Source organism: Fusibacillus kribbianus (assembly GCF_030053595.1).
Classification (GTDB): domain Bacteria; phylum Bacillota; class Clostridia; order Lachnospirales; family Lachnospiraceae; genus Lientehia; species Lientehia kribbiana.
The window spans coordinates 1-23522 of sequence record NZ_JASGBQ010000024.1; the positions used below are offsets into that span (position 1 = coordinate 1).

At 53.1% G+C, this 23522-nt stretch carries 28 protein-coding genes; 26 read left to right on the forward strand and 2 right to left on the reverse strand.

The features are described 5' to 3' along the window. Positions 1–198: 198 nt before the first annotated feature. The 21 genes from QJ036_RS11275 (at position 199) to QJ036_RS11375 (ending at position 14502) form a co-directional block, all read left to right on the forward strand. Positions 199–669, forward strand: a complete 471-nt coding sequence (locus QJ036_RS11275) for a winged helix-turn-helix domain-containing protein (protein WP_283231483.1) — start codon at positions 199–201, stop codon at positions 667–669. Further along, complete coding sequence (locus QJ036_RS11280; protein WP_283231484.1) at positions 666–935, forward strand: hypothetical protein; 270 nt, start codon at positions 666–668, stop codon at positions 933–935. The genes QJ036_RS11275 and QJ036_RS11280 overlap by 4 nt, the downstream gene beginning before the upstream one ends. A 42-nt stretch (positions 936–977) precedes the next feature. After that, positions 978–1403 (forward strand): HAMP domain-containing protein, encoded by a 426-nt coding sequence (locus QJ036_RS11285; RefSeq protein WP_283231485.1) that lies wholly within the window; start codon positions 978–980, stop codon positions 1401–1403. Positions 1404–1418: 15 nt separating this feature from the next. Further along, the gene (locus QJ036_RS11290) at positions 1419–2054 is read left to right on the forward strand and encodes a sensor histidine kinase (RefSeq protein ID WP_331487541.1); all 636 of its coding nucleotides are present in this window, start codon (positions 1419–1421) and stop codon (positions 2052–2054) included. A 241-nt stretch (positions 2055–2295) separates the two neighbouring features. Continuing rightward, a complete protein-coding gene (gene nrdG, locus QJ036_RS11295; RefSeq protein WP_283231486.1) occupies positions 2296–2817 on the forward strand; it encodes an anaerobic ribonucleoside-triphosphate reductase activating protein in 522 nt (173 codons plus the stop codon). A gap of 117 nt (positions 2818–2934) precedes the next feature. Next, the gene (locus QJ036_RS11300; protein ID WP_283231487.1) at positions 2935–3627 is read left to right on the forward strand and encodes an N-acetylmuramoyl-L-alanine amidase; all 693 of its coding nucleotides are present in this window, start codon (positions 2935–2937) and stop codon (positions 3625–3627) included. A gap of 66 nt (positions 3628–3693) precedes the next feature. Then, positions 3694–4764 (forward strand): L-threonylcarbamoyladenylate synthase, encoded by a 1071-nt coding sequence (locus tag QJ036_RS11305; RefSeq protein ID WP_283231527.1) that lies wholly within the window; start codon positions 3694–3696, stop codon positions 4762–4764. A 24-nt stretch (positions 4765–4788) separates the two neighbouring features. Beyond that, positions 4789–5265 carry an arsenate reductase/protein-tyrosine-phosphatase family protein gene (locus QJ036_RS11310; RefSeq protein WP_283231488.1) on the forward strand — a complete coding sequence of 159 codons (477 nt, stop codon included), beginning with the start codon at positions 4789–4791 and terminating at the stop codon, positions 5263–5265. Continuing rightward, positions 5246–5674 (forward strand): ribose 5-phosphate isomerase B, encoded by a 429-nt coding sequence (rpiB, locus tag QJ036_RS11315; RefSeq protein ID WP_283231489.1) that lies wholly within the window; start codon positions 5246–5248, stop codon positions 5672–5674. Before QJ036_RS11310 ends, rpiB begins: the two co-directional genes overlap by 20 nt. A gap of 41 nt (positions 5675–5715) precedes the next feature. Then, entirely contained in the window at positions 5716–6204 is a 489-nt protein-coding gene (locus QJ036_RS11320) for a deoxycytidylate deaminase (RefSeq protein WP_283231490.1), read from the forward strand. Between the two features lie 11 nt (positions 6205–6215). Beyond that, on the forward strand, positions 6216–6452 hold the full coding sequence (locus QJ036_RS11325; RefSeq protein WP_283231491.1) for an AtpZ/AtpI family protein: 237 nt from the start codon (positions 6216–6218) through the stop codon (positions 6450–6452). After that, complete coding sequence (locus QJ036_RS11330; protein ID WP_283231492.1) at positions 6445–6870, forward strand: ATP synthase subunit I; 426 nt, start codon at positions 6445–6447, stop codon at positions 6868–6870. The genes QJ036_RS11325 and QJ036_RS11330 overlap by 8 nt, the downstream gene beginning before the upstream one ends. Positions 6871–6937: 67 nt before the next feature. Beyond that, entirely contained in the window at positions 6938–7633 is a 696-nt protein-coding gene (atpB, locus tag QJ036_RS11335) for a F0F1 ATP synthase subunit A (RefSeq protein WP_331487537.1), read from the forward strand. 48 nt (positions 7634–7681) lie between these two features. After that, complete coding sequence (gene atpE, locus QJ036_RS11340) at positions 7682–7933, forward strand: ATP synthase F0 subunit C (RefSeq protein WP_283231493.1); 252 nt, start codon at positions 7682–7684, stop codon at positions 7931–7933. Between the two features lie 49 nt (positions 7934–7982). Then, positions 7983–8540: a F0F1 ATP synthase subunit B gene (gene atpF / locus QJ036_RS11345; protein ID WP_283231529.1), complete on the forward strand. Its 558-nt coding sequence runs from the start codon at positions 7983–7985 to the stop codon at positions 8538–8540. Beyond that, positions 8528–9076 carry an ATP synthase F1 subunit delta gene (gene atpH, locus QJ036_RS11350; protein ID WP_283231494.1) on the forward strand — a complete coding sequence of 183 codons (549 nt, stop codon included), beginning with the start codon at positions 8528–8530 and terminating at the stop codon, positions 9074–9076. The genes atpF and atpH overlap by 13 nt, the downstream gene beginning before the upstream one ends. A 28-nt stretch (positions 9077–9104) precedes the next feature. Then, on the forward strand, positions 9105–10616 hold the full coding sequence (gene atpA, locus QJ036_RS11355; protein ID WP_283231495.1) for a F0F1 ATP synthase subunit alpha: 1512 nt from the start codon (positions 9105–9107) through the stop codon (positions 10614–10616). Between the two features lie 4 nt (positions 10617–10620). Further along, positions 10621–11490, forward strand: a complete 870-nt coding sequence (gene atpG, locus QJ036_RS11360; RefSeq protein ID WP_283231496.1) for an ATP synthase F1 subunit gamma — start codon at positions 10621–10623, stop codon at positions 11488–11490. A gap of 89 nt (positions 11491–11579) precedes the next feature. After that, on the forward strand, positions 11580–12971 hold the full coding sequence (atpD, locus tag QJ036_RS11365; protein WP_283231497.1) for a F0F1 ATP synthase subunit beta: 1392 nt from the start codon (positions 11580–11582) through the stop codon (positions 12969–12971). Positions 12972–12982: 11 nt separating this feature from the next. Continuing rightward, positions 12983–13390 (forward strand): ATP synthase F1 subunit epsilon, encoded by a 408-nt coding sequence (atpC, locus tag QJ036_RS11370; RefSeq protein WP_283231498.1) that lies wholly within the window; start codon positions 12983–12985, stop codon positions 13388–13390. A 95-nt stretch (positions 13391–13485) separates the two neighbouring features. Beyond that, on the forward strand, positions 13486–14502 hold the full coding sequence (locus QJ036_RS11375) for an aldo/keto reductase (RefSeq protein ID WP_283231499.1): 1017 nt from the start codon (positions 13486–13488) through the stop codon (positions 14500–14502). 21 nt (positions 14503–14523) lie between these two features. On the opposite strand, the gene QJ036_RS11380 is transcribed toward QJ036_RS11375, so the two are convergent. Then, positions 14524–15477, reverse strand: a complete 954-nt coding sequence (locus QJ036_RS11380; protein ID WP_331487539.1) for a ketopantoate reductase family protein — start codon at positions 15475–15477, stop codon at positions 14524–14526. Between the two features lie 132 nt (positions 15478–15609). On the opposite strand from QJ036_RS11380, the gene QJ036_RS11385 reads away from it, so the two are divergent. Both QJ036_RS11385 and QJ036_RS11390 read left to right on the forward strand, forming a co-directional pair. Continuing rightward, positions 15610–16242 (forward strand): endonuclease III domain-containing protein, encoded by a 633-nt coding sequence (locus tag QJ036_RS11385; protein WP_283231500.1) that lies wholly within the window; start codon positions 15610–15612, stop codon positions 16240–16242. A gap of 43 nt (positions 16243–16285) precedes the next feature. After that, entirely contained in the window at positions 16286–17281 is a 996-nt protein-coding gene (locus QJ036_RS11390) for an aldo/keto reductase (RefSeq protein WP_283231501.1), read from the forward strand. A gap of 88 nt (positions 17282–17369) precedes the next feature. Here QJ036_RS11390 and QJ036_RS11395 read toward each other — a convergent pair whose 3' ends face one another. Continuing rightward, positions 17370–18740, reverse strand: a complete 1371-nt coding sequence (locus QJ036_RS11395) for an L-cysteine desulfidase family protein (protein WP_283231502.1) — start codon at positions 18738–18740, stop codon at positions 17370–17372. 250 nt (positions 18741–18990) lie between these two features. Here QJ036_RS11395 and QJ036_RS11400 point away from each other — a divergent pair, with 250 nt between their 5' ends. The 3 genes from QJ036_RS11400 (at position 18991) to QJ036_RS11410 (ending at position 23488) form a co-directional block, all read left to right on the forward strand. After that, positions 18991–19572, forward strand: coding sequence for a 50S ribosomal protein L25 (locus QJ036_RS11400; RefSeq protein WP_283231503.1), 582 nt, complete (start codon positions 18991–18993; stop codon positions 19570–19572). 243 nt (positions 19573–19815) lie between these two features. Beyond that, the gene (locus QJ036_RS11405; RefSeq protein ID WP_283231504.1) at positions 19816–21615 is read left to right on the forward strand and encodes a B12-binding domain-containing radical SAM protein; all 1800 of its coding nucleotides are present in this window, start codon (positions 19816–19818) and stop codon (positions 21613–21615) included. A 232-nt stretch (positions 21616–21847) separates the two neighbouring features. Next, positions 21848–23488 carry a VanW family protein gene (locus tag QJ036_RS11410; protein ID WP_283231505.1) on the forward strand — a complete coding sequence of 547 codons (1641 nt, stop codon included), beginning with the start codon at positions 21848–21850 and terminating at the stop codon, positions 23486–23488. The last annotated feature ends 34 nt before the right edge of the window (positions 23489–23522 follow it).

Sequence of the window (23522 nt, forward strand, 5' to 3'; positions counted from 1 at the left end):
GCCAAACCCCGGCCGAGATATCCCAAAATGATATCTGAGCCGGGGTTTCTGAGCTAAAAACGAAGGAGCGTTGCTCCTGACCTACAATCGTTCAGATTTTAGGTCATTCTGCAACACTCCCTGTCATGTTATAATAAAGTAACGTCAGTGTTCCGGGCTTTGTGCACTGACACGAAAAGAATCGGGAGGGACAGACGGATGAGCAGCCGGATTCTGATCGTGGAGGATGATTCTGCGATCGCAAATCTTCTGGAAATCAATTTGAAGGTGGCCGGGTTAAAAAGCGGCGCCGAGGATTATATTGTGAAGCACTTTGAAATTCTGGAGCTTCTTGTGCGGGTGGAAAAGGTGCTGGCAAGAAACGGGAGAAGGGAAACGGTTCTGACAGCAGGGGAGATAAAAATTGATCTGGACCGGAGAACGGTATGGAAGGGAAAGCAGGAGATCTTCTTAAAGCCCATGGAATATGAACTGTTGGTGTTGTTTGCCAAAAATCCGAAGATGACGTTTACCAGGGAACAGCTTTTGAAGGAGGTATGGGGAGAGACCTTTATGGGGGAGACCCGTACCGTGGATGTGCACATCGGCAGGCTCAGAAAAAAACTGGAATGCCCGGATCTGATCCGGACCGTCTCGCGGATTGGGTATCGTCTGGAGGGTATGAAATGAAGCTGTATCATAAAATCATGCTGGTTGTCTGCGGTGCGCTGCTGGTCTGCGGCGCATTTTGCTGCTTCCGGCTGGGGAACCGGTATCTGGACCGACAGCTTTCCAGACTGACGGAGGAGGAGATCACCTCCTTCGAGGGAATGGAGTACATTTTGCGGGAGGTCTATGAGATCAGCGCGGGAGAGGCGGAAAGGCCGGAAATGTACAATAAACGGATCCTCGGAGAGATCTTTGAAAATGATCTGTTTGAGGATTGTATTCTGTAGAATGCTTCGGAGATCATCTGCGACCATTCTCCCCGGTTCGGGGTGGAATATGAGACCTTTGCAGGGCAGGCGGCGGAGGGGAAGATCGATTTTGGGATCCATACCATCGGCGGCGCAAAAATCCTGGTACTGGCTGCCGGGGAGCCGTGGGTCAGTGCGGATGCGTACCTGTTCCGGTTCCGGGATGTGACGGTGGTCTACGAGGATATGTGGGGACTCTTGAGAACCTTCGCTGCGATCTGGATCCTGTTTCTGATCCTGCTCATGCTGGTGAGCGCAGCTTTTATGAAGTTTTTGCTGCGGCCCCTGAAGGCGCTGGAGCAGGCGGCCTACGAGGTGAGCAGAGGCAATTATGACGGGACCATCGAAACCGGAGGGAAGGATGAGCTGGGCGATATTTCCAGGGCCTTTGCCATTATGAAGATGGGGATCCGGGAGCGGGAGGAAAAGCTGGAGGAGGTCAATTAACAACAGAAGCTTCTGATCGGCAGCCTGTCTCACGAGATCCGTTCCCCGATGACCTCTGTTCTCGGCTATACCGACATGCTTCTTCACGTGGAGATCGATGAAGACACCGGAAAAATGGCCCTCCAGACCATTTATGACCAGGCGAACTATCTGAAAAACCTTTCCGCAAAAATGATGGAGCTGTCCGGCCTTTACCAGAATAATTCCATTCAGGTGGAGGATTGCAGTGTGGGACAGCTTCTGGAGGAGAGCAGGAAGACCGTGGCGAGGAAATGGCCGGAGATTACCTTTGTGTGGAAGGAAAAAGAGAATTTTCGGATGTCCGGGGATACGGACCTTCTGACCAGCCTGTTTCAGAATCTGCTGGATAACGGGGCAAAGGCCTCCCGGCCGGGCCAGAAAATTGAGATCGGGCTGAGGCCGGGCTTTATTTCTATTCGGGACTTCGGAAAGGGAATTCCGGAGGAAGAGATCGGGAAGATCTGCCGGCCTTTTTACAAGGTGGACCGGTCTAGGACGGGAAGGGACGGGATCGGCCTGGGCCTGGCCATCTGCAGACAGATCCTGGAATTTCATCACGGAGAGATGAACATAGAAAGTGTACCGGGAAAAGGTACGACAATAAGTTTACAATTTGTTACAAACTGTTGAATACTTGGAAAGACTCTTTTCTGTATACTGAAAATGAGATCCTGCCGGTGTGGGTCGCCCACGGAAATATCAGATGGTCAGAAGAAGAGAATGGAGAAAAGAAGGAAGAGGTCTATTATAATGGAATCATAGGGAGGGTCAATGCCGTGACCGGGGAGATGCTGTAACATTCCTTGCTTTTGCCGGCCGGATAAGCTATAATAATCCGTACAGGTATATTATGATAAGAGGGATACGGATTATGTACTATGGAAATATCAAGGAATGTGACATTGCAGACGGCCCCGGCGTGCGGGTGACGCTGTTTGTATCGGGCTGCCGGAATCACTGTAAGGGCTGCTTCAACCCGGACACCTGGGATTTTGACTATGGACAGCCCTATACAAAGGAAACGGAACAACAGGTCCTTTCGCTTCTTGCGCCGGATTATATTCAGGGACTTACCCTTCTCGGCGGCGAGCCCTTTGAACCGGAGAACCAGCGGGAGCTGGTGAAGCTTTTAAAAAGAGTGCGGGAGGTATTTCCTCAAAAGGACATCTGGTGTTATTCCGGGTATCTCATTGATGTGGACATGATTTCCGGAGGGCGGGTGCATACGGAGGTGACGGATGAGATGCTTTCCTGCATCGATGTGCTGGTGGATGGTCGGTTCGTGGAGGCGGAGAAGGATCTGACGCTCATGTTCCGGGGGAGCAGGAATCAGAGAGTCCTTCGGCTGGAGAAGGGAAAAGTGGTGGAGGAGCTTTATCCTGTGAAAAAGTAACGCACGGGAGGCTGCACTGTCCTGAAATTATGATTTCAGGAGACGGTGAAGCCTCCTTTTCTATTTATTGAAACAAATACATATACTGTAAATGACGGAATAACCGGAGAGATTCCTTTGAAAAAATGTGTGGAGTTTATCATGGGGGTGGGACTTCTGCTGGCCGCCTTTCTCCTATCGGGCCCGGCGGCCCATCTGTGGCAGGAAAGCGCCCAGGTGTCCGGCCAGACGGCGCCGGTGGTGGTACTGGACGCCGGCCATGGGGGAGATGACCCGGGAAAGATCGGTATCAACAAAGTACTGGAAAAGGACATCAACCTGTCGGTCACTCTGAAGACGAAGGCGCTTCTGGAGGCTGAGGGGGTGGAGGTGGTGCTGACGCGAAAGGATGAGAACGGCCTTTATAAATCCACCGATGGGAACAAGAAGCGGGCGGATTTAAACAGAAGGTGCAATCTGATCGAGGAGAGCGGCGCGGATTTTGTGGTCAGCATCCACCAGAACAGCTACCGGGACGGCGGTGTCCGGGGAGCGCAGGTCTTTTACTATAAGGATTCCGAGGAAGGAAAAAAGCTGGCGGAAGCGATCCAGAACGTGTTTAATGAGACCATAAGCAGCGAGAAAAAACGGGCGCCCAAGGCAAATGGAGAGTATTATATGCTGCTTCATGTTTCCTGCCCCATCGTGATCGCCGAGTGCGGCTTTTTGAGCAACTGGGAGGAGGCGGAACGGCTGAAGGATGACGCGTATCAGGACCAGGTGGCGGAGGCGCTGGCAAAGGGGATCCTGAGCTATCTGAGCGCCAGATAATTTCAAACAACTTTTACAAACTGTCTCTTTCCATTTTGTCTCAATAATGCTATACTTAAAGTTATGATGAATACAAAACTGGTTAAAATAGACGAACTTCATATGGATGAGGCGGCCATCGCCGAGGCGGGAAGAGTGCTTGCCGAGGGGGGACTTGTGGCTTTTCCCACGGAGACGGTATACGGCCTTGGGGCCAATGGCCTTTGTGCGGAGGCAGCTGCCAAGATCTATGCGGCGAAGGGACGTCCTTCGGACAATCCGCTGATCCTTCATATCACATCCATGGAGGAGCTTTATCCGCTGGTGTCGGAGATCCCACCGGAGGCAGCTGCCCTTGCCGAAGCCTTCTGGCCGGGTCCTATGACCATGGTCTTCAAAAAAACAGACCTGGTGCCTCACGGAACGACCGGCGGTCTTGATACCGTGGCGGTGCGGATGCCGGAGCATCCGGTGGCGAGGGCCATCATCCGGGCAGCGGGAGTTCCCATTGCAGCGCCCAGTGCCAATACCTCCGGACGGCCGAGTCCCACAAAGGCGGCTCATGTGCTGGAGGACATGGACGGAAGGATCGATATGATCGTCGATGGCGGCGAGGTGGGAATCGGTCTGGAATCCACGATCATCGATGTTTCGGAGGGGACGGCGACGATCCTGCGGCCGGGGTATATCACAAAGGCCATGCTGGAGCAGGTGATCGGGCCGGTGGCTGTGGACAAAGCCAGCCTCGGCGGCCTTTCGCCGGATGTAAGACCAAAGGCGCCTGGGATGAAATACCGCCACTATGCGCCGAAGGCGGAGCTTACCGTGTTTCGCGGACCGGTGGAGACGGCCTGCAGGGCCATTGAGAAGGCTCTTGCAGAGGCAGAGGCGGCAGGCCTCAGGGCAGGAGTCATCTGTACCGAGGAGTCCCGGGACAGATACTATGCGCCGGTGAAGAAGTGTGCAGGCTCAAGGGAAAATCCGGAGACGGTGGCGCACAATCTTTACGATGTGCTTCGGGCCTTCGACGAGGAGCAGGTGGACTGCATTTATTCGGAAAGCTTTGACGGGTACGCCCTGAGCGGCGCCATTATGAACCGCCTGTTAAAGGCGGCAGGACAGAGGGTCGTTCAGTGCGGCGAAGAGAAGGAAGTCTGACGGACAGAAAGGCGGGTGAAGCAGATGGCAAGAGTCAAAAAGGTCATTTTTGTCTGCAGGGATAATACCTGTCTCAGCAATATGGCGGCAGCCGTATTTGAGGATATCCGCGGGGAGCGGGAGATCCAGGTGGCCTCCAGAGGGCTGGTGGTGCTGTTTCCGGAGCCCATCAACCAGAAAGCGGTGGCCATTTTAAAGAGCCATCAGCTGACACTTCTTTCCCAGGAGGCGACGGCTCTGGAAAAAACAGATTTTGTACCGGGAACCCTGGTGCTTACCATGACAAGAAGCGAAAAGCAGGAAGTGAAGCAGCGGTTCCCTGAAATGCCGAATATCTTTACTCTGCGGGAATTCACCGGCCAGGAGGGAGACATTGAGGAACCTCTCGGCGGCAGTCTTGCGGATTATGGGGCATGCTATGAACATATTGACCTTCTGGTGAAGGTGGCAGCAGAAATTATTTTCAAGGAGGAAGAAGACAATGATAGCATTGGGCTGTGACCATGGCGGATATGAACTGAAGCAGGAGATTATCGCCTATCTGGAGAAAAACCATCTGGAATATAAGGATTTCGGATGCTTCGGGACAGAAGCTGTGGATTATCCGGTATACGCCAAGCTGGTGGGACATGCAGTGGCTGACGGGGAATGCGAAAAGGGAATCCTGATCTGCGGGACCGGGATCGGCATTTCCATCGCAGCCAATAAAATAAAGGGAGTGCGCGCGGCACTCTGCTCCGACTGCTTTTCCGCAGAAGCCACAAGGCTCCACAATGATGCTAATATTCTGGCCATGGGAGCGCGGGTGCTTGGGGCCGGGCTGGCGGTCAAGATCACCGACACATTCCTGAATACGCCGTTCTCCGGGGATGAGCGTCATGCAAGACGGATCAGCCAGATCGAGGATTGATCCTGCCGGGAGAGTCTTTTCAGGAAGAAAGCGAGGCAGAAATGTCAGGAAAAAGACAGGATTATATTTCGTGGGATGAGTATTTTATGGGCGTGGCGGAGCTTTCAGCCATGCGCTCCAAGGATCCCAGCACACAGGTGGGAGCCTGTATCGTGAGCCAGGACAACAAGATCCTGTCCATGGGGTACAACGGATTCCCCAAGGGATGTCCCGACGATACATTCCCGTGGGAGCGGGAGGGGGACGACCCTTATGAGACCAAGTATTTTTACAGTACCCACAGCGAGCTGAACGCCATCCTGAACTACAGGGGCGGAAGCCTGGAGGGCAGTAAAATCTATGTAACTCTTTTTCCCTGCAACGAATGCGCCAAGGCGATCATTCAATGTGGAATTAAAACCATCATTTATGCAGATGATAAGTATGGCGATACAGCTGCCGTGCGGGCTTCCAAACGGATGCTCCGGTCGGCGGGCGTGGAGCTTAAGCCTTATAAGGCCACGGGGCGAAAGCTTGAGGTCAAGGTGTAAGGAGGAGTTTTTTGAAAAGAAAACACAGGGAGCTTGTCCGCTGTCTGTCGCTGGTGAGCCAGCTGGGAATTACCATGCTGACGCCGGTCGTCCTTTGTGTGGCGCTGGGAATGTGGCTGGATAAAAAATTTTCCACCTGCTTTACACTGCCCCTTTTGATTCTGGGGGTTCTGGCCGGCGCCAGAAGCGCATATCTTCTGGCAAAGAAGGCAGTTTCGCCGGGAGATGAGGGGGATAAGGATGATTAAATATACCGGTCAGGTGGTGCGCGAGGTGCTTGTCGGCATCGGACTGTGGGGGCTTTTGGGAACCGTTGTGGTTCTTATTTTCTGGGGGCTTTCGGGAGGTGTGCTGTCCGGATTTCTTCTGGGAATTCTTATGGCGGCGGCATATTTTTTCCATATGAGTGTGACGCTTGAGACCTCTGTCGATATGATGGAGGAGAAATCAGCGAAAAACCATGCCTTTCGGGCGTATCTGATCAGAGTTGCCGTGGGGGCAGTCGTGCTTGTCCTGGCCTGGAAATCGGGCTGGTTCAACATGATGGCGATCCTGGCCGGCCTTTTTACCCTGAAGCTGGGGGTATATATGAGGCCCTTTGTACACAAGGCTTTCTGTCATTTCGGAAAGGACGCGGATTCGGACCGTGAATCTTCCGGGGACTGAAGGATATAAATGCGGCTGCGCATTGCAGCCGCTCCACAACCTACTTTAACAAGAAAGGGGTGAGAGCATGAGAATGATTTTATGTGAAGCGGATTTTGCCATACATGGATTGGTAAATTATAAGCTGTTCGGACACAGCGTGTGGCTGACGACAACTCACGTTGCCATGGTGATCGTAACGATTGTGATCCTGATCTTTGCCATTGCGGCCAATCGCTGCATGAAGAAGGCCAAGGAAGTACCCACCGGCTTCCAGAATGTGGTGGAGCTGATCGTGGAGATGCTTGGGAAAATGGTTACGACCAATATGAAGCAGCCGAAAAAATTCCTGAATTATATCGGGACGCTGTTTCTGTTTATTCTGATCTGCAATCTGTCGGGCCTTCTGGGGCTCCGCGGACCGACGGCAGATTACGGCGTGACCCTCTGTCTGGGCCTCATTACCTTCTGCATGATCCAGTATAACGGAATCAAATGTCAGAAGATGGGACACTTCAAGGCGCTGTTTGAGCCGATCCCGCTGTTTTTTCCGATCAATCTGATCGGCGAGATCGCGACACCGATTTCATTGTCATTGCGTCTGTTCGCCAATATGCTGGCCGGAACCATCATAATGGCGCTGTGGTATGGAATCATACCGATTTTCATTGCAAAGCTGGGTATTCCGGCATTTCTGCATGCGTATCTGGATCTGTTTTCCGGGTGTATCCAGACATACGTGTTCTGTATGCTGACCATGGTATACGTGGACGACAAAATGTAGAAAATCAACAAAAGGTTACAGGAACCAAAATATGAAGGAGGATTTACTATGGGAATTTCAGGACAGGATTTAATTTATGCTTGCTCAGCAATCGGTGCAGGTCTGGCAATGATCGCCGGTATCGGACCTGGTGTTGGTCAGGGTATCGCAGCAGGACATGCTGCTGCAGCAGTAGGCCGCAACCCCGGGGCAAAGGGGGATATTACCACGACCATGCTTCTTGGACAGGCTGTTGCCGAGACCACCGGTCTTTACGGTCTGGTAGTCGCATTCATTCTGATGTTCGTAAAGCCTTTCTAAAAATAGATCCTGACAGAAAAGGAAGAAAGGAGGCGGAACATTGGAAGCGATTTTGGCAGCAGGAAATTTGCTGGTGGCTGCCGGCGAGAGCTATGACAGAATCCTGGGACTTGACGTTCAGCTGATTCACGATGCGCTTTTTACCGGCGTCAATGTATTTATCCTGTTCTTTGCTTTGTCCTATCTGCTTTTTAATCCGGCGAGAGCCATGCTGGAGAAGCGTACCGAACGGATCCGGACGGACCTTGACACTGCCGCGAAGGATAAGGAAACGGCAGCCGGGTTAAAGACGGAGTACGAGGCAAAGCTTAAGGATATCGATAAGGAAGCGGAAGCGATCCTTTCCGAAGCCAGGAAGAAGGCTCTGAAGAGAGAGGAAGAGATCCTGGAGGAGGCAAAGGCGGAATCCGCACGCATCATTGAGAGAGCCGGCCGCGAGGCAGAGCTTGAGAAGAAGAAGGCTCTTGACGAGATGAAGCAGGAGATGATTACCATTGCGTCCATGATGGCCGGCAAGGCTGTGGCGGCGTCCATTGACGGAAAGGTTCAGGACGAGCTCATTGAGAGGACGTTAAAGGAAATAGGTGATGAGACATGGCAAAGCTGATTGCGAAAACATACGGTGAAGCCCTCTTTGAGACAGCTCTGGACACGGGAAAGGTGGACGGGCTTTTTGAGGAGACAGAGGCTGTCGGCCGGGTGCTTTCGGAGAATCCGGAGCTTGTCAGGCTGATCAATCACCCGAATATTTTAAAGGAAGAAAAGCTGCAGGTCGTGGAGAATGTCTTTGCGGACAGGCTGTCGCCGGAGATGATGGGCTTTTTGCGGATCGTCATCGAAAAGGGGCGTCAGAGCGAGCTGGAGGCGATTTTTTCCTACTTCATCGCCAAGGTGAAAGAGTATAAAAAGATCGGACTTGCCCACGTGACTTCGGCGGTGGAGCTTTCCGATGCACAGAAGAAGCAGATTGAAGCCAGGCTTCTTGCAACCACTGTCTACGAGTCCCTGGAGACGGAGTACACCGTGGATGAAAGTCTCATCGGCGGACTGGTGATCCGGATCGGTGACCGGGTCGTGGACAGCAGTATCAAAACCAGGCTCTATGAAATGAAAAAGGAATTAATGAAAATTCAGCTGAGTTAATAATTTAGAAGGAAGGTGCGAAAGCTCCATGAATTTAAGACCGGAAGAGATCAGCTCTGTCATTAAAGAGCAGATTGAGAGATATGCCTCCCGGCTGGAAGTGTCCGATGTGGGCACGGTTATCCAGGTGGCAGACGGTATCGCGCGTATTCACGGCCTTGAAAAAGCAATGCAGGGCGAGCTTCTGGAATTTCCGGGAGAGGTCTACGGCATGGTCCTCAATCTGGAGGAGGACAATGTAGGTGCCGTGCTTCTGGGCAGCCAGAGAAGCATTGCTGAGGGCGATACGGTGAAGACCACCGGCAGAGTGGTTGAGGTGCCGGTAGGCGACGCGATGCTGGGGCGTGTAGTCAATGCCCTGGGTCAGCCCATCGACGGCAAAGGCCCCATTCATACGGAAAAATTCCGTCAGATCGAACGTGTGGCGCCCGGCGTCATCACAAGAAAATCAGTGGATACCCCGCTTCAGACCGGTATCAAGGCCATTGACGCCATGGTGCCCATCGGAAGAGGCCAGCGTGAGCTGATTATCGGCGACAGACAGACAGGAAAGACGGCTCTCGCCATTGATACCATTATCAATCAGAAGGGAAAAGGCGTTTACTGCATCTATGTGGCCATCGGCCAGAAGGCTTCCACAGTCGCAGGCATCGTTAAGACTCTGGAAGAGCATAACGCCATGGATTACACTACCGTTGTGGCTGCTACAGCCAGCGAGATGGCTCCCCTTCAGTATATCGCCCCCTATGCGGGCTGCGCCATCGGCGAGGAATGGATGGAGGAAGGAAAGGACGTCCTGGTGGTATACGACGATTTGTCCAAGCATGCCACCGCATACCGTACGCTTTCTCTGCTCCTGAGAAGACCGCCGGGACGTGAAGCATACCCCGGTGACGTGTTCTACCTGCATTCCAGACTTCTTGAGAGAGCTGCAAGGCTTTCCGATGAGCTGGGCGGCGGTTCCTTAACGGCCCTCCCCATCATAGAGACCCAGGCAGGAGACGTATCGGCTTATATTCCGACAAACGTTATTTCCATTACCGACGGCCAGATCTATCTGGAAACCGAGATGTTCAACTCCGGCTTCCGTCCCGCCATCAATGCAGGCCTTTCCGTATCCCGGGTGGGCGGCGCTGCACAGATCAAGGCCATCAAGAAGATCTCTGCTCCCATCCGTGTGGAGCTGGCCCAGTTCCGTGAGCTGGCAGCCTTCTCCCAGTTCGGCTCCGAGCTTGATGCGGACACCAAGGAGAAGCTGGCACAGGGCGAGAGGATCCGTGAGGTTCTCAAGCAGCCCCAGTATCAGCCCATGGGCGTGGAGTATCAGGTAATTATCATTTATGCCGCCACCAAGAAATATCTGCTGGATATTCCTGTGACTGAAGTCCTTCGTTTTGAGAAGGAGCTGTTCGAGTTTATCGATACGAAATATCCGGAGATTCCGGAGAAAATCCGTAGCGAGAAGGTTCTTTCCGAGGAACTGGAGGAGAAGCTTGCGGCAGCTGTTTCCGAGTTTAAGGGACAGTTTGAGTTGAGGTGATTCTATGGCGACAATGCGCGAAATCAAGAGAAGAAAGGCCAGCATCCAGAGCACGCAGCAGATCACCAATGCCATGAAGCTGGTGTCTACGGTAAAGCTGCAGAAGTCCAGAGCGAAGGCGGAGAATACGAGGCCTTACTTTGACATGACCTACTCTACCGTCTGCTCCATCCTGGCCCATACTCAGAATGTGCGCCACCGCTATCTCATAAAGGGAGCTTCGGAAAAGAAGGCAGTCATCGCCATTACCTCCAATAGAGGTCTGGCGGGCGGCTACAACTCCAATATCGTGAAGGCCGTCATGGGCGGCATCGAAGCGGAGGATGCGAAGCTTTATTCCATCGGACGAAAAGGGCGGGATGCCCTCACCAGAAGAAACTATGAGCTTGCGGCAGATTATTCCGACGTGATCGAGGAGCCGACCTATGCCGACGCGGCAGCTATCGGAAGGAAGGTTCTGGAGGCTTACCAGAACGGAGAAGTGGGCGAGATCTATCTGGCCTATACCTCCTTCAAGAATACGGTGAGCCATGAGCCGAAGCTGATCAAGCTGCTTCCTGTGGAGCTTTCCGAGGAAGAGATAAAAGCTGGCAGCGAGGCGGCCGGAGAGCGGGAATGCCCCATGAATTACGACGGCGACGAGGAAGAGGTACTGGATGCACTGATTCCCGGTTATGTATATAATCTGATCTACGGCGGCATGCTGGAGTCCATCGCCAGCGAAAACGGCGCCAGAATGCAGGCAATGGATTCTGCAACCAGCAACGCGGAGGAAATGATCGACAAGCTGTCACTGCAGTACAACCGGGCAAGACAGTCCTCCATTACTCAGGAGCTGACGGAGATCATTGCAGGCGCAGAGGCTTTGAATTAGCAGTCAGAATAAGATAGGGACGGCAGAAACGGCAGCTCAGGCTGCGTGCTGCTGTCCGCAACGATAAAAGCAAAAGGAGTGAGCAAGGAATGCCAGAGACGAATACCGGCAGAATCACCCAGATCATCAGTGCCGTTCTGGATATTAAGTTCAGCGAAGGAAAGCTCCCCGACATCTACGAGGCAGTTAAGATCAAGCGGAACGACGGAACAGAGCTGACGGTGGAGGTATCCCAGCATCTGGGCGATGATACCGTAAGATGTATCGCCATGGGCCCTACCGACGGACTGGTCCGCGGCATGGAAGCGGTGGCTACGGGCGCACCCATCACCGTTCCGGTCGGAGAAAATACCCTGGGCAGAATCTTCAATGTCCTGGGCGAGCCCATTGACAATAAAGAAGCTCCTGTTACCGAGGAGAAGCTTCCCATTCACAGGAAAGCCCCTTCCTTCGAGGAGCAGGCAACAGATACAGAGATCCTGGAAACCGGAATCAAGGTCGTTGACCTTCTCTGCCCCTATCAGAAGGGCGGAAAGATCGGCCTTTTCGGCGGTGCAGGCGTAGGAAAGACCGTACTGATCCAGGAGCTGATCCGAAACATTGCAACAGAGCACGGCGGATATTCCGTATTTACTGGTGTAGGCGAGCGTACCCGTGAGGGCAACGACCTTTACCATGAAATGACAGAGTCCGGCGTTATCAATAAGACCACCATGGTATTCGGACAGATGAACGAGCCGCCGGGAGCAAGAATGAGAGTCGGTCTTACCGGCCTTACCATGGCAGAGTATTTCCGTGACAAGGGCGGCAAGGACGTGCTGCTTTTCATTGACAACATTTTCCGTTTCACCCAGGCAGGCTCCGAGGTGTCCGCACTTCTGGGACGTATGCCCTCGGCAGTAGGCTATCAGCCCACGCTGCAGACGGAGATGGGCGCTCTTCAGGAGCGTATCACCTCCACCAAGAGCGGTTCCATCACTTCGGTTCAGGCTGTTTACGTGCCTGCCGATGACCTGACTGACCCGGCACCGGCCACCACCTTCGCTCATCTGGATGCGACGACGGTACTTTCCCGTTCCATCGTGGAGCTTGGTATTTACCCGGCCGTGGATCCGCTGGAATCCACCTCCCGTATTCTGGACCCCAGAATCGTCGGCGAGGAGCATTACAAGGTGGCGCGAGGCGTACAGGAGATCCTTCAGAAGTACAACGAGCTGCAGGATATCATCGCCATTCTTGGTATGGACGAGCTTTCCGAGGAGGAGAAGCTGATCGTGTCCAGAGCAAGAAAGGTACAGAGATTCCTGTCGCAGCCTTTCTTCGTGGCCGGACAGTTTACCGGACTGGAAGGACGTTATGTGCCCGTTTCTGAGACCATCCAGGGCTTTAAGGAGATCATCGAAGGCAAGTACGATGATATTCCCGAGAGCTATTTCCTCAATGCAGGAAACATTGACGACGTACTGGCCCGCGTAAAATAGGGGGTGTTTAGATGGCTTCTGAAAAAACATTTGAACTTCAGGTAATCACTCCCGACAGGGTCTTTTATAAGGGCGACGTGGAAATGGTGGAGATGAACACCAGAGAAGGCGCCATCGGTGTCTATAAGAAGCATGTACCCACCACCTGTATCCTGAATCCTGGGATCCTCACCATCCATCTTCCGGACGGTGAGAAGCGGAAGGCGGCTCTTCACGGCGGCTTTGCAGAAATCCTGAAGGACCGGGTCACGGTTCTTGCAGAGGCGGCAGAGTGGCCGGAGGAAATCGATGTGGATCGTGCCGAGCAGGCGAAGGAACGTGCAGAGAAACGGATCCAGGCTCATCAGGAGGGCGTGGATGTGACGAGAGCCGAGATGGCGCTCAGACGTGCGCTGACGAGAATCAAGGCAGCCAAATAAATAAAAGAACAGCCGGCCGGCGGCATTTTCGGAATCTGACAGGAGGAAGAATGCACCGGTCGGTTTTGTATCGGTACGGGACAGGAGGAATTTTTATGGAATATCGTGAATTAGGGAAAACCGGCCTTATGGTTTCCAGGCTCGGACTGGGGGGCCTTCCGCTGCAGCGGATCGACGCAGCCGGAACAAGAAAAATTCTGGAACGGCTCATGGAGGCGGGGGTCAATTATATTGACACGGCCAGGGCTTATACAGTCAGCGAGGCACTTCTGGGTGAGGGCCTTCTTGGGATCCGGGATAAATTTATTCTGGCAACCAAGAGCATGGCCAGAACAAAGGCGGAGATGGAAAAGGATATCGACATCAGCCTTAAAAATCTGAAGACGGATTACATCGATCTTTATCAGGTACATAATCCAAATGAAGCGCAGCTGGAGACCGTGATGGCGCCCGGCGGTGCGCTGGAGGTACTTATGGAGGCGAAGGAGGCCGGAAAGATCGGCCATATCGGCGTGACGGCTCATTCTCCAAAGGTGTTTGAAATGGCACTTTCCCTTCCCTGGGTGGAGACGATCATGTTTCCCTACAATATCGTGGAGAATCAGGGCGAGGAATACATCCGCGCATGTCAGGAGAAAAACATCGGCTTTATTGCCATGAAGCCCATGGCAGGCGGAAATATTGAGGACGGCAGCCTGGCAGTCCGCTATATTCTCGCTAATCCCAATGTGACCGTGGCGATCCCCGGCATGGCGTCGGTAGAGGAGGTAGCGGAAAATACAGCCGCAGCCAACGATCCTTCTCCTCTCACCGGGGAAGAAAAGGAGAAAGCGGCAGCCATTGTGAAGGAGCTGGGAACTCAGTTCTGCCGCCGCTGCAATTATTGTGCGCCCTGTACAGTAGGCATCAATATCTCCAGTGTCTTTTTGTTTGCCGGATATCTGCGCCGCTATGATCTGGCCGGCTGGTCCAAGGACCGGTACGATCTGCAGCCGGTCAAGGCTGACGCCTGCATCGAGTGCGGCGCCTGCGAGAAGCGGTGCCCGTATCAGCTTCCCATCCGGGAAATGCTGAAGAAGGCCCACAGGGATCTGGAAGCAGTGAAGAAATAAACAACCGAAAGAAAGGTTGGCTTAAAATCCCAGCTTATCTGCCAGTTCTCCGTAAACCGGCATGGGCACCTGGTACTGGTTTCCCAGACGGACCACCTCATACACAAGGCCGTCCACTTCAGACTGGTGCCCTTTTTTGATGTCCCGCTGCATGGAGGCGGTGGCTGTGGGAGCCAGGTCATCCATGATCTTCAGATTGATGGAGACAATATCCTCCGGCAGAGGGATTTCCATGGCGTCGGAGAGGGCTTTGACTTCCTCCACCAGAGAAATGAAGGTCTGGCGCAGGGGGCCATCCGGCTGCATGGCGGAGGCGGATACGTCGTAGGAGGCTCCGACGGCAGCCATGGGGGAGACAAAGGAAAATTTCCGGAGGGTATCCCGCTCGACCTGGTCCGAGAGAATGGGAAGGATCCCCGCGTCGGAAAGATCCGCTTCCACCAGCTTCAAGACGGGCATGGAAACGGTGCGCGTCCGGGAGTCCGTATCTTTACGGAGACCAAAGACCACCCGGAAGATATCGCCGGACATGAGAAGACAGCCGGGCTGTTTGATCTCCGAAGCAATGTAAATACAGCCGTCGGTGACAGTCAGTTCGGGTAAAAGCGCCTGAAGCCGTTTCCCGGTGCCGTAAATGTTGAGAAGGGGAATCACAATGGTGTTCGGTCCGGCTGTCTGACGGATGAAGGGGACAGTCTCATCCAGGGAATAGCCCTTGACACAGACGAAAATAATGTCGGGGCATTCCCCGGCGTCCTTTTCGACACGGGCGCTGTATTCTTCCATGGTGCAGGCTTCGGCGGGCACAGAAAAGCCGCCGTGTCCGGTTTCGAGAAAAAGACCGTTTTCCCGTATGGCGTCCAGATGGGCGCCTCTTGCGATCAGAGTCACGTCCTTTCCGGCCACGGTCAGATAGAAGCCCAGTGCTCCGCCGGTGCCTCCGGCTCCGATGATCATATATTTTATATGGTTCATGATAAGATCCTCCCTGAAAGCTGTAATATCTCTATTATGCTCCGAAACGCAGACCGGGTCAATGAGAATTGCAAACAACCGATGGTTGTGATAAAATAATGGGAAAGCACAGGATAAGGAAGGAAATGACAGATGACAAAAAAGGAACTGGCCCTTCAGGTTATTGACAGATTAAAGAAGGAATATCCCGACGCCGGGTGCACCCTGGATTATGACGAGGCATGGAAGCTTCTGGTCAGCGTGCGGCTGGCAGCCCAGTGTACGGACGCCAGAGTCAATGTGGTCGTGGAAAAGCTGTATGCAGAATATCCAAGTGTGGACGCACTTGCAGAGGCCGATGTGGACGACATTGAGCGGATCGTGCGGCCCTGCGGACTGGGAAGGAGCAAGGCCAGGGATATCAGCGCCTGCATGAAGATCCTGAAGGAGCAGTACGGCGGAAGGGTGCCGGATGATTTTGAGGCTCTCTTAAAGCTTCCGGGAGTTGGACGCAAAAGCGCCAATCTGATCATGGGAGATGTGTTTGGGAAGCCTGCCATTGTCACAGACACGCACTGCATCCGTCTGACCAACCGGATCGGGCTGGTAGACGGCATAAAGGAGCCGAAAAAGGTGGAAATGGCCCTGTGGAAGATCATTCCTCCCGAGGAGGGAAGTGATTTCTGTCACCGGCTGGTGTACCACGGAAGGGATGTGTGCACGGCCAGGACGAAGCCTTTTTGCGATAAGTGCTGTCTGGAGGATATCTGCGCCAGACATATCTGAACCAGATAGACTTTTTTATTAAATGATACAGGGAGAAGGAGTCATGGAGAAACGTAAATTCGGAAAATCAAATGTAAGCGGTTCCGTTATCGGACTTGGAACCTTTGCCATGGGCGGCGGCCAGTGGTGGGGCGAGTTTGACGAGGGACTTGCAGAGGAGACCATCGTGGAGATGCTGGATGCAGGGATCAATACCCTGGATACTGCACCGATCTACGGTCTGGGCAGAAGCGAGGAAATCGTAGGGCGTGCGCTCAAGAGGATGAACCGTGAGGACGTGGTGATCTGTACCAAGTGCGGAAACTGGTGGCATGATGTCCGTGGTTCCCGCCGTAAAGTGGATATGTACGGCGTGCCCATTTACAAGGCACTGGACAGAAGCACCATCCGGGAAGAGGTGGAATACAGCCTGCGGCGTCTCGGGACCGATTACATCGACGTATATTACACCCACTCCCAGGCAGAGCCGCCTGTGATGACCACCATTGAGGAGACCATGTCTGCTCTGATGGATCTGAAGCGGGAGGGCAAGATCCTCGCCATCGGTGCGGCCAATGTGAGCATGTGGCACCTGGAGGAATATGTGAAGTGGGGTGAGCTGGATATTATCCAGCAGAAATATTCTCTTCTTGACCGGGCGATCGAGGCGGAGATCGTTCCGTTCTGCATCAAGAACAACATTGCGATCCAGACCTACTCCGTGCTGGAGAAGGGCCTCCTGACCGGACGGTATCAGCGGGGAACCCAGGTGGAAAAGGGAAATATCCGGGAGGAGAGCCCCTGGTTCCTGCCTGAAAATATCGGAAAGCCGTTGGATCTTCTGGATGGCTGGAAGGATCTGTGTGAAAAATATGACTGCCATGTGGGCAATCTGGTCATTGCCTGGACGAAGCAGCAGCCCGGCATCACCAACGTGCTCTGCGGCGGACGCCGTCCGGATCACATGAAGGACAATGCAAGAGGCGGCGATATCATGATCGACGATGCAGATATGGCACGTATGAATAAGGATATTGCAGAAAAGATCGTGCTTGCGTAAGCGCAAAACAGAATTAATAAAGACAGGACATCTGAGAAAACGAGGTATGGATTCTCAGGTGGCCTGTCTTTTTATCCGAAGCAGAAGATCAGCTTCGCTCTGCCTTGGCGGTCATGATATCCAGAATCGTTCGTTCCGTTTCTTTCATACCGGGGTCTGCGATCAGCCCCATCTGCCGCATGGTGTCCTCAGGCCTGCGGGCACAGATTCCGTGCTCCGGCTCAATGGAAATGCCGGAGAGGGCCAGATCGACGGCACGCCAGGCGGCGTCAACGGCGACGATGCTCTTCATGGTGCAGCCATGATTTCCTCCGTCGCAGATCATACCGGTGATCCCTGCTGACATATTGTTGATGACGCGGGTGAGAAGGGCGGCAGTGTCCTGACAGCCGGCAGCTTCTTTGCCGGAGCCCCGGGCCTTCATCCAGGCCACGGCGCAGGCCATACCGGTACCGGCTGCAATGCCGCAGCCGCAGAAGGCGGACAGGCGGCCGGAATATTCCTTGATATACATGGTGATCAGATAGCTGAGTGCGGTGGCGCGAAGGAGAAGCTCCTCGCTGAGACCCTCGCACTTTTGAACGGCGTAAAGAGGCATGGTGCAGATGATTCCGTGGGCACCGCTGCCGGTGATGCTCATGGCAGGGCGGTCCAGGCCGAGAACGCGGCCCTCAATGGCGCCTCCGCTGAGAAGCTGGGCAGTCGCCTTCTCGTCATCGGAAAGGACAGTCCCTCCGTTGCCTGAAAGGAGCGTCCTGGCAATGACTGTCCGGTCCGAGGCCATGGAGAAGGAAAACAGCTCCAGATTGACCTGGTAAGCAGCTAAAAGCGGTGCCAGTTCTTCTGCGGGAACCGTCTCTGTATAGTGAAGGAGCTCTTCCAGGGAAAAGCGGTGAATGGGATGGAGGCAGGCTTTCTCTGCGCCTGCGAAGGTATCAGTGGGGGAGCCGGCGGAGGCCTCAATTCGGGAATGATCACCGTCCTCATCCGGTTCCAGTCCATAGACAAGCGTTCCGTTTACCTTCACGTACTGCAGGTTGGTGTGGGAATGCAGAATGGCAGCCTCACACCAGCCTTCTTCTGTTTCCAGGGTAGCTATTATGGAAATATCAGAGCTTATGGAGGCAAGCTTTGCACGGATCAGCCCTTTTGAGACCAGATCTTTTGCGGCTTTTCGCTCCTCACCGGTGATGCCGGACAGAACCTCCAGTCCTTTTTCCGGCTGACCGGCTACGAGACCGAGAGCAGCACTGATCAGGATCCCCGTGTCGGAAACACCGGGTACACCGCAGGTAAAAGCGTTTTTGTACATTCCGGAATTGAGGGCGATCGTTAGGGCCTTGACGCTGCCGCCCAGGTATTTTCGGGTATAGGAAACCGCCAGGGCGATGGCAGCCGGTTCGGTGACGCCCAGAGCGGGCTTCATATCATCAAGAATCAGTGAAGTAAGGATGTGCATGGAAGATCCTCCCGGAAATATTCTTAAATTGTATCTCAGCTTCAGTATATCAGAAAATCTCAGGTTTGTAACAAAAAGTGAACACAAAAAGTTCACAAAAAATTAGCACTCGCCTCTTGACAGTGATAATAATAAGCGTTATATTACGAATAGAACATAAGGGACAACCGAAGTTCAAAACAACACTACTTAACAAAACCTCTTTGTGGAAGGCTGCTAAGCAAATCAGATTTTTGGAGGAAAAGATAAAATGAATACTTTAAAAGCTGAAAAAAGAAGCATGGACGTCAAAGCAAAGAAACTCAGAAGAGAGGGTTACGTCATCGGCAATGTCATCGGACGGGAAATTGAAACTTCCATTCCGATCAAAATGCAGAAGAAGGATGTGGAACGGCTTCTGAAAACGGACGGCAAGGGAAGCCAGATCATGCTGGAGGTGGACGGAACACCTTATGATGCACTGATCAAGGATGTGGCATACAATCCCAATGCCGGAAGAATCGATGAAATTGATTTTCAGGCGCTGGTAAGCAATGAGAAGGTACACTCTGTGGCAGAGGTGATTCTTCTCAATCATGAAAAGCTGGCGGAAGGTGTACTTCAGCTGAACCTGAGCGAGATCGCATACAAGGCTTTGCCGGCAGCGCTTGTGGATAAGGTTCGGATCGATGTGGGAGAGATGAGGATCGGCGATGCAATCAGAGTAAAGGATCTGGATATCGCTGCGGATAAGGACATCGACCTGACCACAGATCCGGAAGCAGTGGTAGTGACTGTTACGGCAATTCACCCGGAAGCGGTACCGGAGACAGCTGAGGAGACGGAATCCTGAAGCTGTCCGTGGCAAAGAAGGATCCGGCTGCTGTTGAGAAAAAGGGATATATCGCGATCGAGGGATGAGATCAAAACCGGCAGAGCCGGTGAGGGGCCGACGCTTTGGCATAAGGTATGCTGCAGAGCATACCGGAGGCTGAGGGCGCCGGCTCTCTTTTTTTGCCTGTTTCCGGGTGTTGACGGATAAAAAACGAATCATTATAATTGAGAGGGAAAGACGAAGAGAAAGAGATTTGTGATCATGGAAAAAAAGCCTTTAACATGCCTGCTGGTGGCGATCAATGCAAAATATATCCATTCCAATCTGGCTGTATACAGCCTGCGGGCCTGTGCTGAAAGAGAACTGTGCCGCCGGGGAGCGGCTGCAGATGTGAGGGTTGAGCTGGCAGAATATACCATCAACCACCGGGCTGCAGAGATCCTGGACGATATTTATATGAAGAAGGCGGATATTCTCTGCTTTTCCTGTTATATCTGGAATATAGAATATGTAAAGACCCTGGTAAAGAATCTGAAGCGGCTCTGCCCGCAGACTCCCATCTGGCTGGGCGGACCGGAGGTGTCCTTTGACTGCGAAGCAAGGCTTTCGGAGATCCCGGAAGCCGACGGGATCCTATACGGTGAGGGAGAACGAAGCTTTCCGGCCCTTCTTCTGGGCTTTCGTGCGGCAGCAGAAGAGAGCAGGTCAGCCGTACCGTTCAGGCCGGCCGGTTATCCCGACGGATGCGCCTACCGCAGAGAAGACGGAGGGGTGGAGATCACACCGCCGGCGCCCTTTGCAGATATGGCCGAGCTTCCCTTCGTGTATGAGAATATGGAGGAATTTCAAAACAGGATCCTGTATTATGAGACCAGCAGAGGCTGTCCTTTTTCCTGCAGCTACTGCCTGTCCTCTGTGGACAAAACCCTCCGTTTCCGGCCCATGGAGCTGGTGAAGCGGGAATTATCCTTTTTCCTGGAGCAGCAGGTACCGCAGGTGAAGCTTGTGGACCGGACCTTTAACTGTAAAAAATCCCATGCCATGGAGATCTGGACCTTTCTCAGGGATCATGACAACGGCGTAACCAATTTTCATTTTGAGATTGCGGCGGATGTTCTGGATGAGGAAGAACTGTCCCTGCTGGAGACCATGAGGCCGGGTCTTATCCGGCTGGAGATCGGTGTCCAGTCCACCAACGAAAGAACATTGGAAACCATTCGCCGGAAAACGGATCCGGAAAAGCTGAGAAGAGTAGTTCTGAGACTTGAGAAGAAGCGGAATGTCTGCTGTCATCTGGATCTGATCGCCGGTCTTCCCTATGAGGATTATGAGAGCTTTGGAAGATCCTTTGATGATGTCTACGACCTGAGGCCGAATGAGCTTCAGCTTGGCTTTTTGAAGGTATTAAAGGGGTCTCCCATGTATGATGAGGCCGGGCAGTATCATATTCTGTATCAGGCAGAGGCTCCCTTTGAGGTCCTTGAGACACCCTGGCTGTCTCATGAAGACGTGATCCGGCTCAAGCAGGTGGAGGATATGGTGGAAATCTATTATAACAGCCGCCAGTTCCTGCATTCCATGGAAGCCCTGCTTCCCTGTTTCGGCAGAGCCTTTCTTATGTATGAGGCGCTGGGACGGGAGTATACAGCGCGGGGAATGGGAAAAAAGAAGCATGTTCGGGCGGCTCTCTATCAGTTCCTTCTGGATTTCGCTGCGGAGCATACCACGTTGAATCCGGACCGGTTCCGCCAGATCCTGACTCTTGATTATTATCTGAGAGAACACGCAAAACGGCGGCCGGAGTTTGCCCTGCCGGATGAAGAGTATCGGGACGGGATCCGGGAACGGCTGTTTGCGGAATTCCCCGGGGAGAGTGCCGGCAGTCTTATGAGGACGAAGCATGTAGAGGTCTTTCTTCCGCCTTTTACAGAAGAGGAAGAATACTGGCTGTTTGATTATGAAGAGAGGGATCCGCTGACGGGGAATGCACAGGTTAAATGTCTCACCCGGAGGAAACCAGTCGGAAAGAGAGGAAATGATTATGATAAATATGAGAAATAAGAAAACAAAGCGCGTTTTTGCAGCCGCAGTGGTCATTGTTCTTGTTCTGGCCATGGTGGTACCCGTGGTGCTCAGCGCAGTACTGTAAAGACAGACATGTTGAAAATATGAATTTTATTGTGATACTTTTAAGATTCTGTGACGGCACTTGAAATTCCTGAAAGTTATGTTACAATAAATAGAACATGATGGGAGATTATAATTCCTGTTTGATTGAGGAAAGGAACCGAATATGAAGAAAAAATGTGCGTGGGTGCTGACGCTTGCGCTTCTGGCAGTTGTGATGATGCCGGGGATGGCGTTTGCGACCGGAGAAACGGAAGGATCAGCCGCAGAGACAGATGCTTCCGAGGGGGTTGTGACCCTTGATACGCTGGATGCGCTTTCTGCGCAGGAGGCGGAGGATCCTCAGGCTGATTTAAAGAAGGCAATGGAAATAAGCCCGCTGCCTGCGGATGCGGTCATTGCCGACGGAGTATACATTGAGAATATCGATGTCAGCGGGATGACAGCGGAGCAGGCTCTTGAGTCTGTGCTTTCCAGAGTGGAGGAGCTTGGAAAGAAGAAGTTTACCCTGACTCTTGAGGGCGCCGATGATGTGGAGCCTATTGTCGTGGAGATGTCGGAGCTCGGTCTCGGAACTCAGGGCCTTGCTGAAAGCGTGATGGAGGCGGTATCGCTCGGAAAGAGCGGAAACCTCATCGTCCGTTACAAGGCAGAAAAGGATCTTCAGGTCACCAACAAAAAATATGATCTGAAGCTGGCCTTTGATAAAAATTCTGTGACGGACTTTATTACGGAAAAGACGGCGGATCTGGCTGTGGAGCCGGTGAATGCAGAACTGACCCATAGCGGAGACGGATTTTCTGTGAGTCAGAGCAAGACCGGTATCAAGGTAAATAAGGATGCGACTGTAACCGCCATCATGAAGGCACTGGGAAGCTGGAATAAGGAGGATGCCACGGTGGCGGCAGTGGCGGAGATTACCCAGCCTGAGCGGACGACAGAGCTTCTGTCCATGGTTCAGGATAAGCTGGGAAGCTTCACGGTAAACAGCAGTGCCAGCACTGAAAAGTTCAAGAACCTGAGCAGAGGTATGGAGCTTACCAGCGGCACCCTGATCATGCCGGGAGAGAGCTGGTCCATGCATGCTGCCCTTTCTCCCTTCTCTGCGGAGAACGGTTATACTGAACAGATCGCATACCAGGACGGCGGATATGTGATGGAATACGGCGGAGGCATCTGCCAGCTGGCCACGACTCTTTACAATGCGGCTCTTCGGGCGGAGGTCCATGTATCCAAGCGTTTCAACCATTCCATGACTGTGGGTTACACCGATTACGGCCTGGATGCCACCGTCAACGACGGCGGTTCCAAGGACTTGGAGCTGACCAACGATTTTGATTTCCCTATTTATATTGAAGGTTCTGCCAGCAGGAGCAGCACCACCTATACCATCTGGGGTCTGGAGACAAGACCGTCCAACCGGACGCTTAAGTTTTACGGTGTGACGATCAGCGAGTCCTACCTGCCCGACGAGGTGACCGTCGATCCGAACATGGCACCCGGCACGGAAAAGGTGGTTCAGGCAACCTCCTATCCGGCCCTTGTTGCGGAAGCCTACAAGGAAGTGTGGGTAGACGGTGCTCTTGTGGATAAGATCAAGCTTCACACCGATAAGTACAGGGCTTCTGCCAGAAAGGTCGTGAGAGGACCGGATGCGCCGGCTGTTGATCCCAATGCACCGACTGATCCCAATGCACCGGCAGATCCCAATGCACCGACGGATCCTGCGGCGCCGACAGAGGCTCCGGCGACAGATCCTGCACCGACGGATCCTGCAGCTGATCCCGGTACAGGGACAGCTTCCTAGAAACGGAATCTGATAAAGAATCCTGATGCAAACT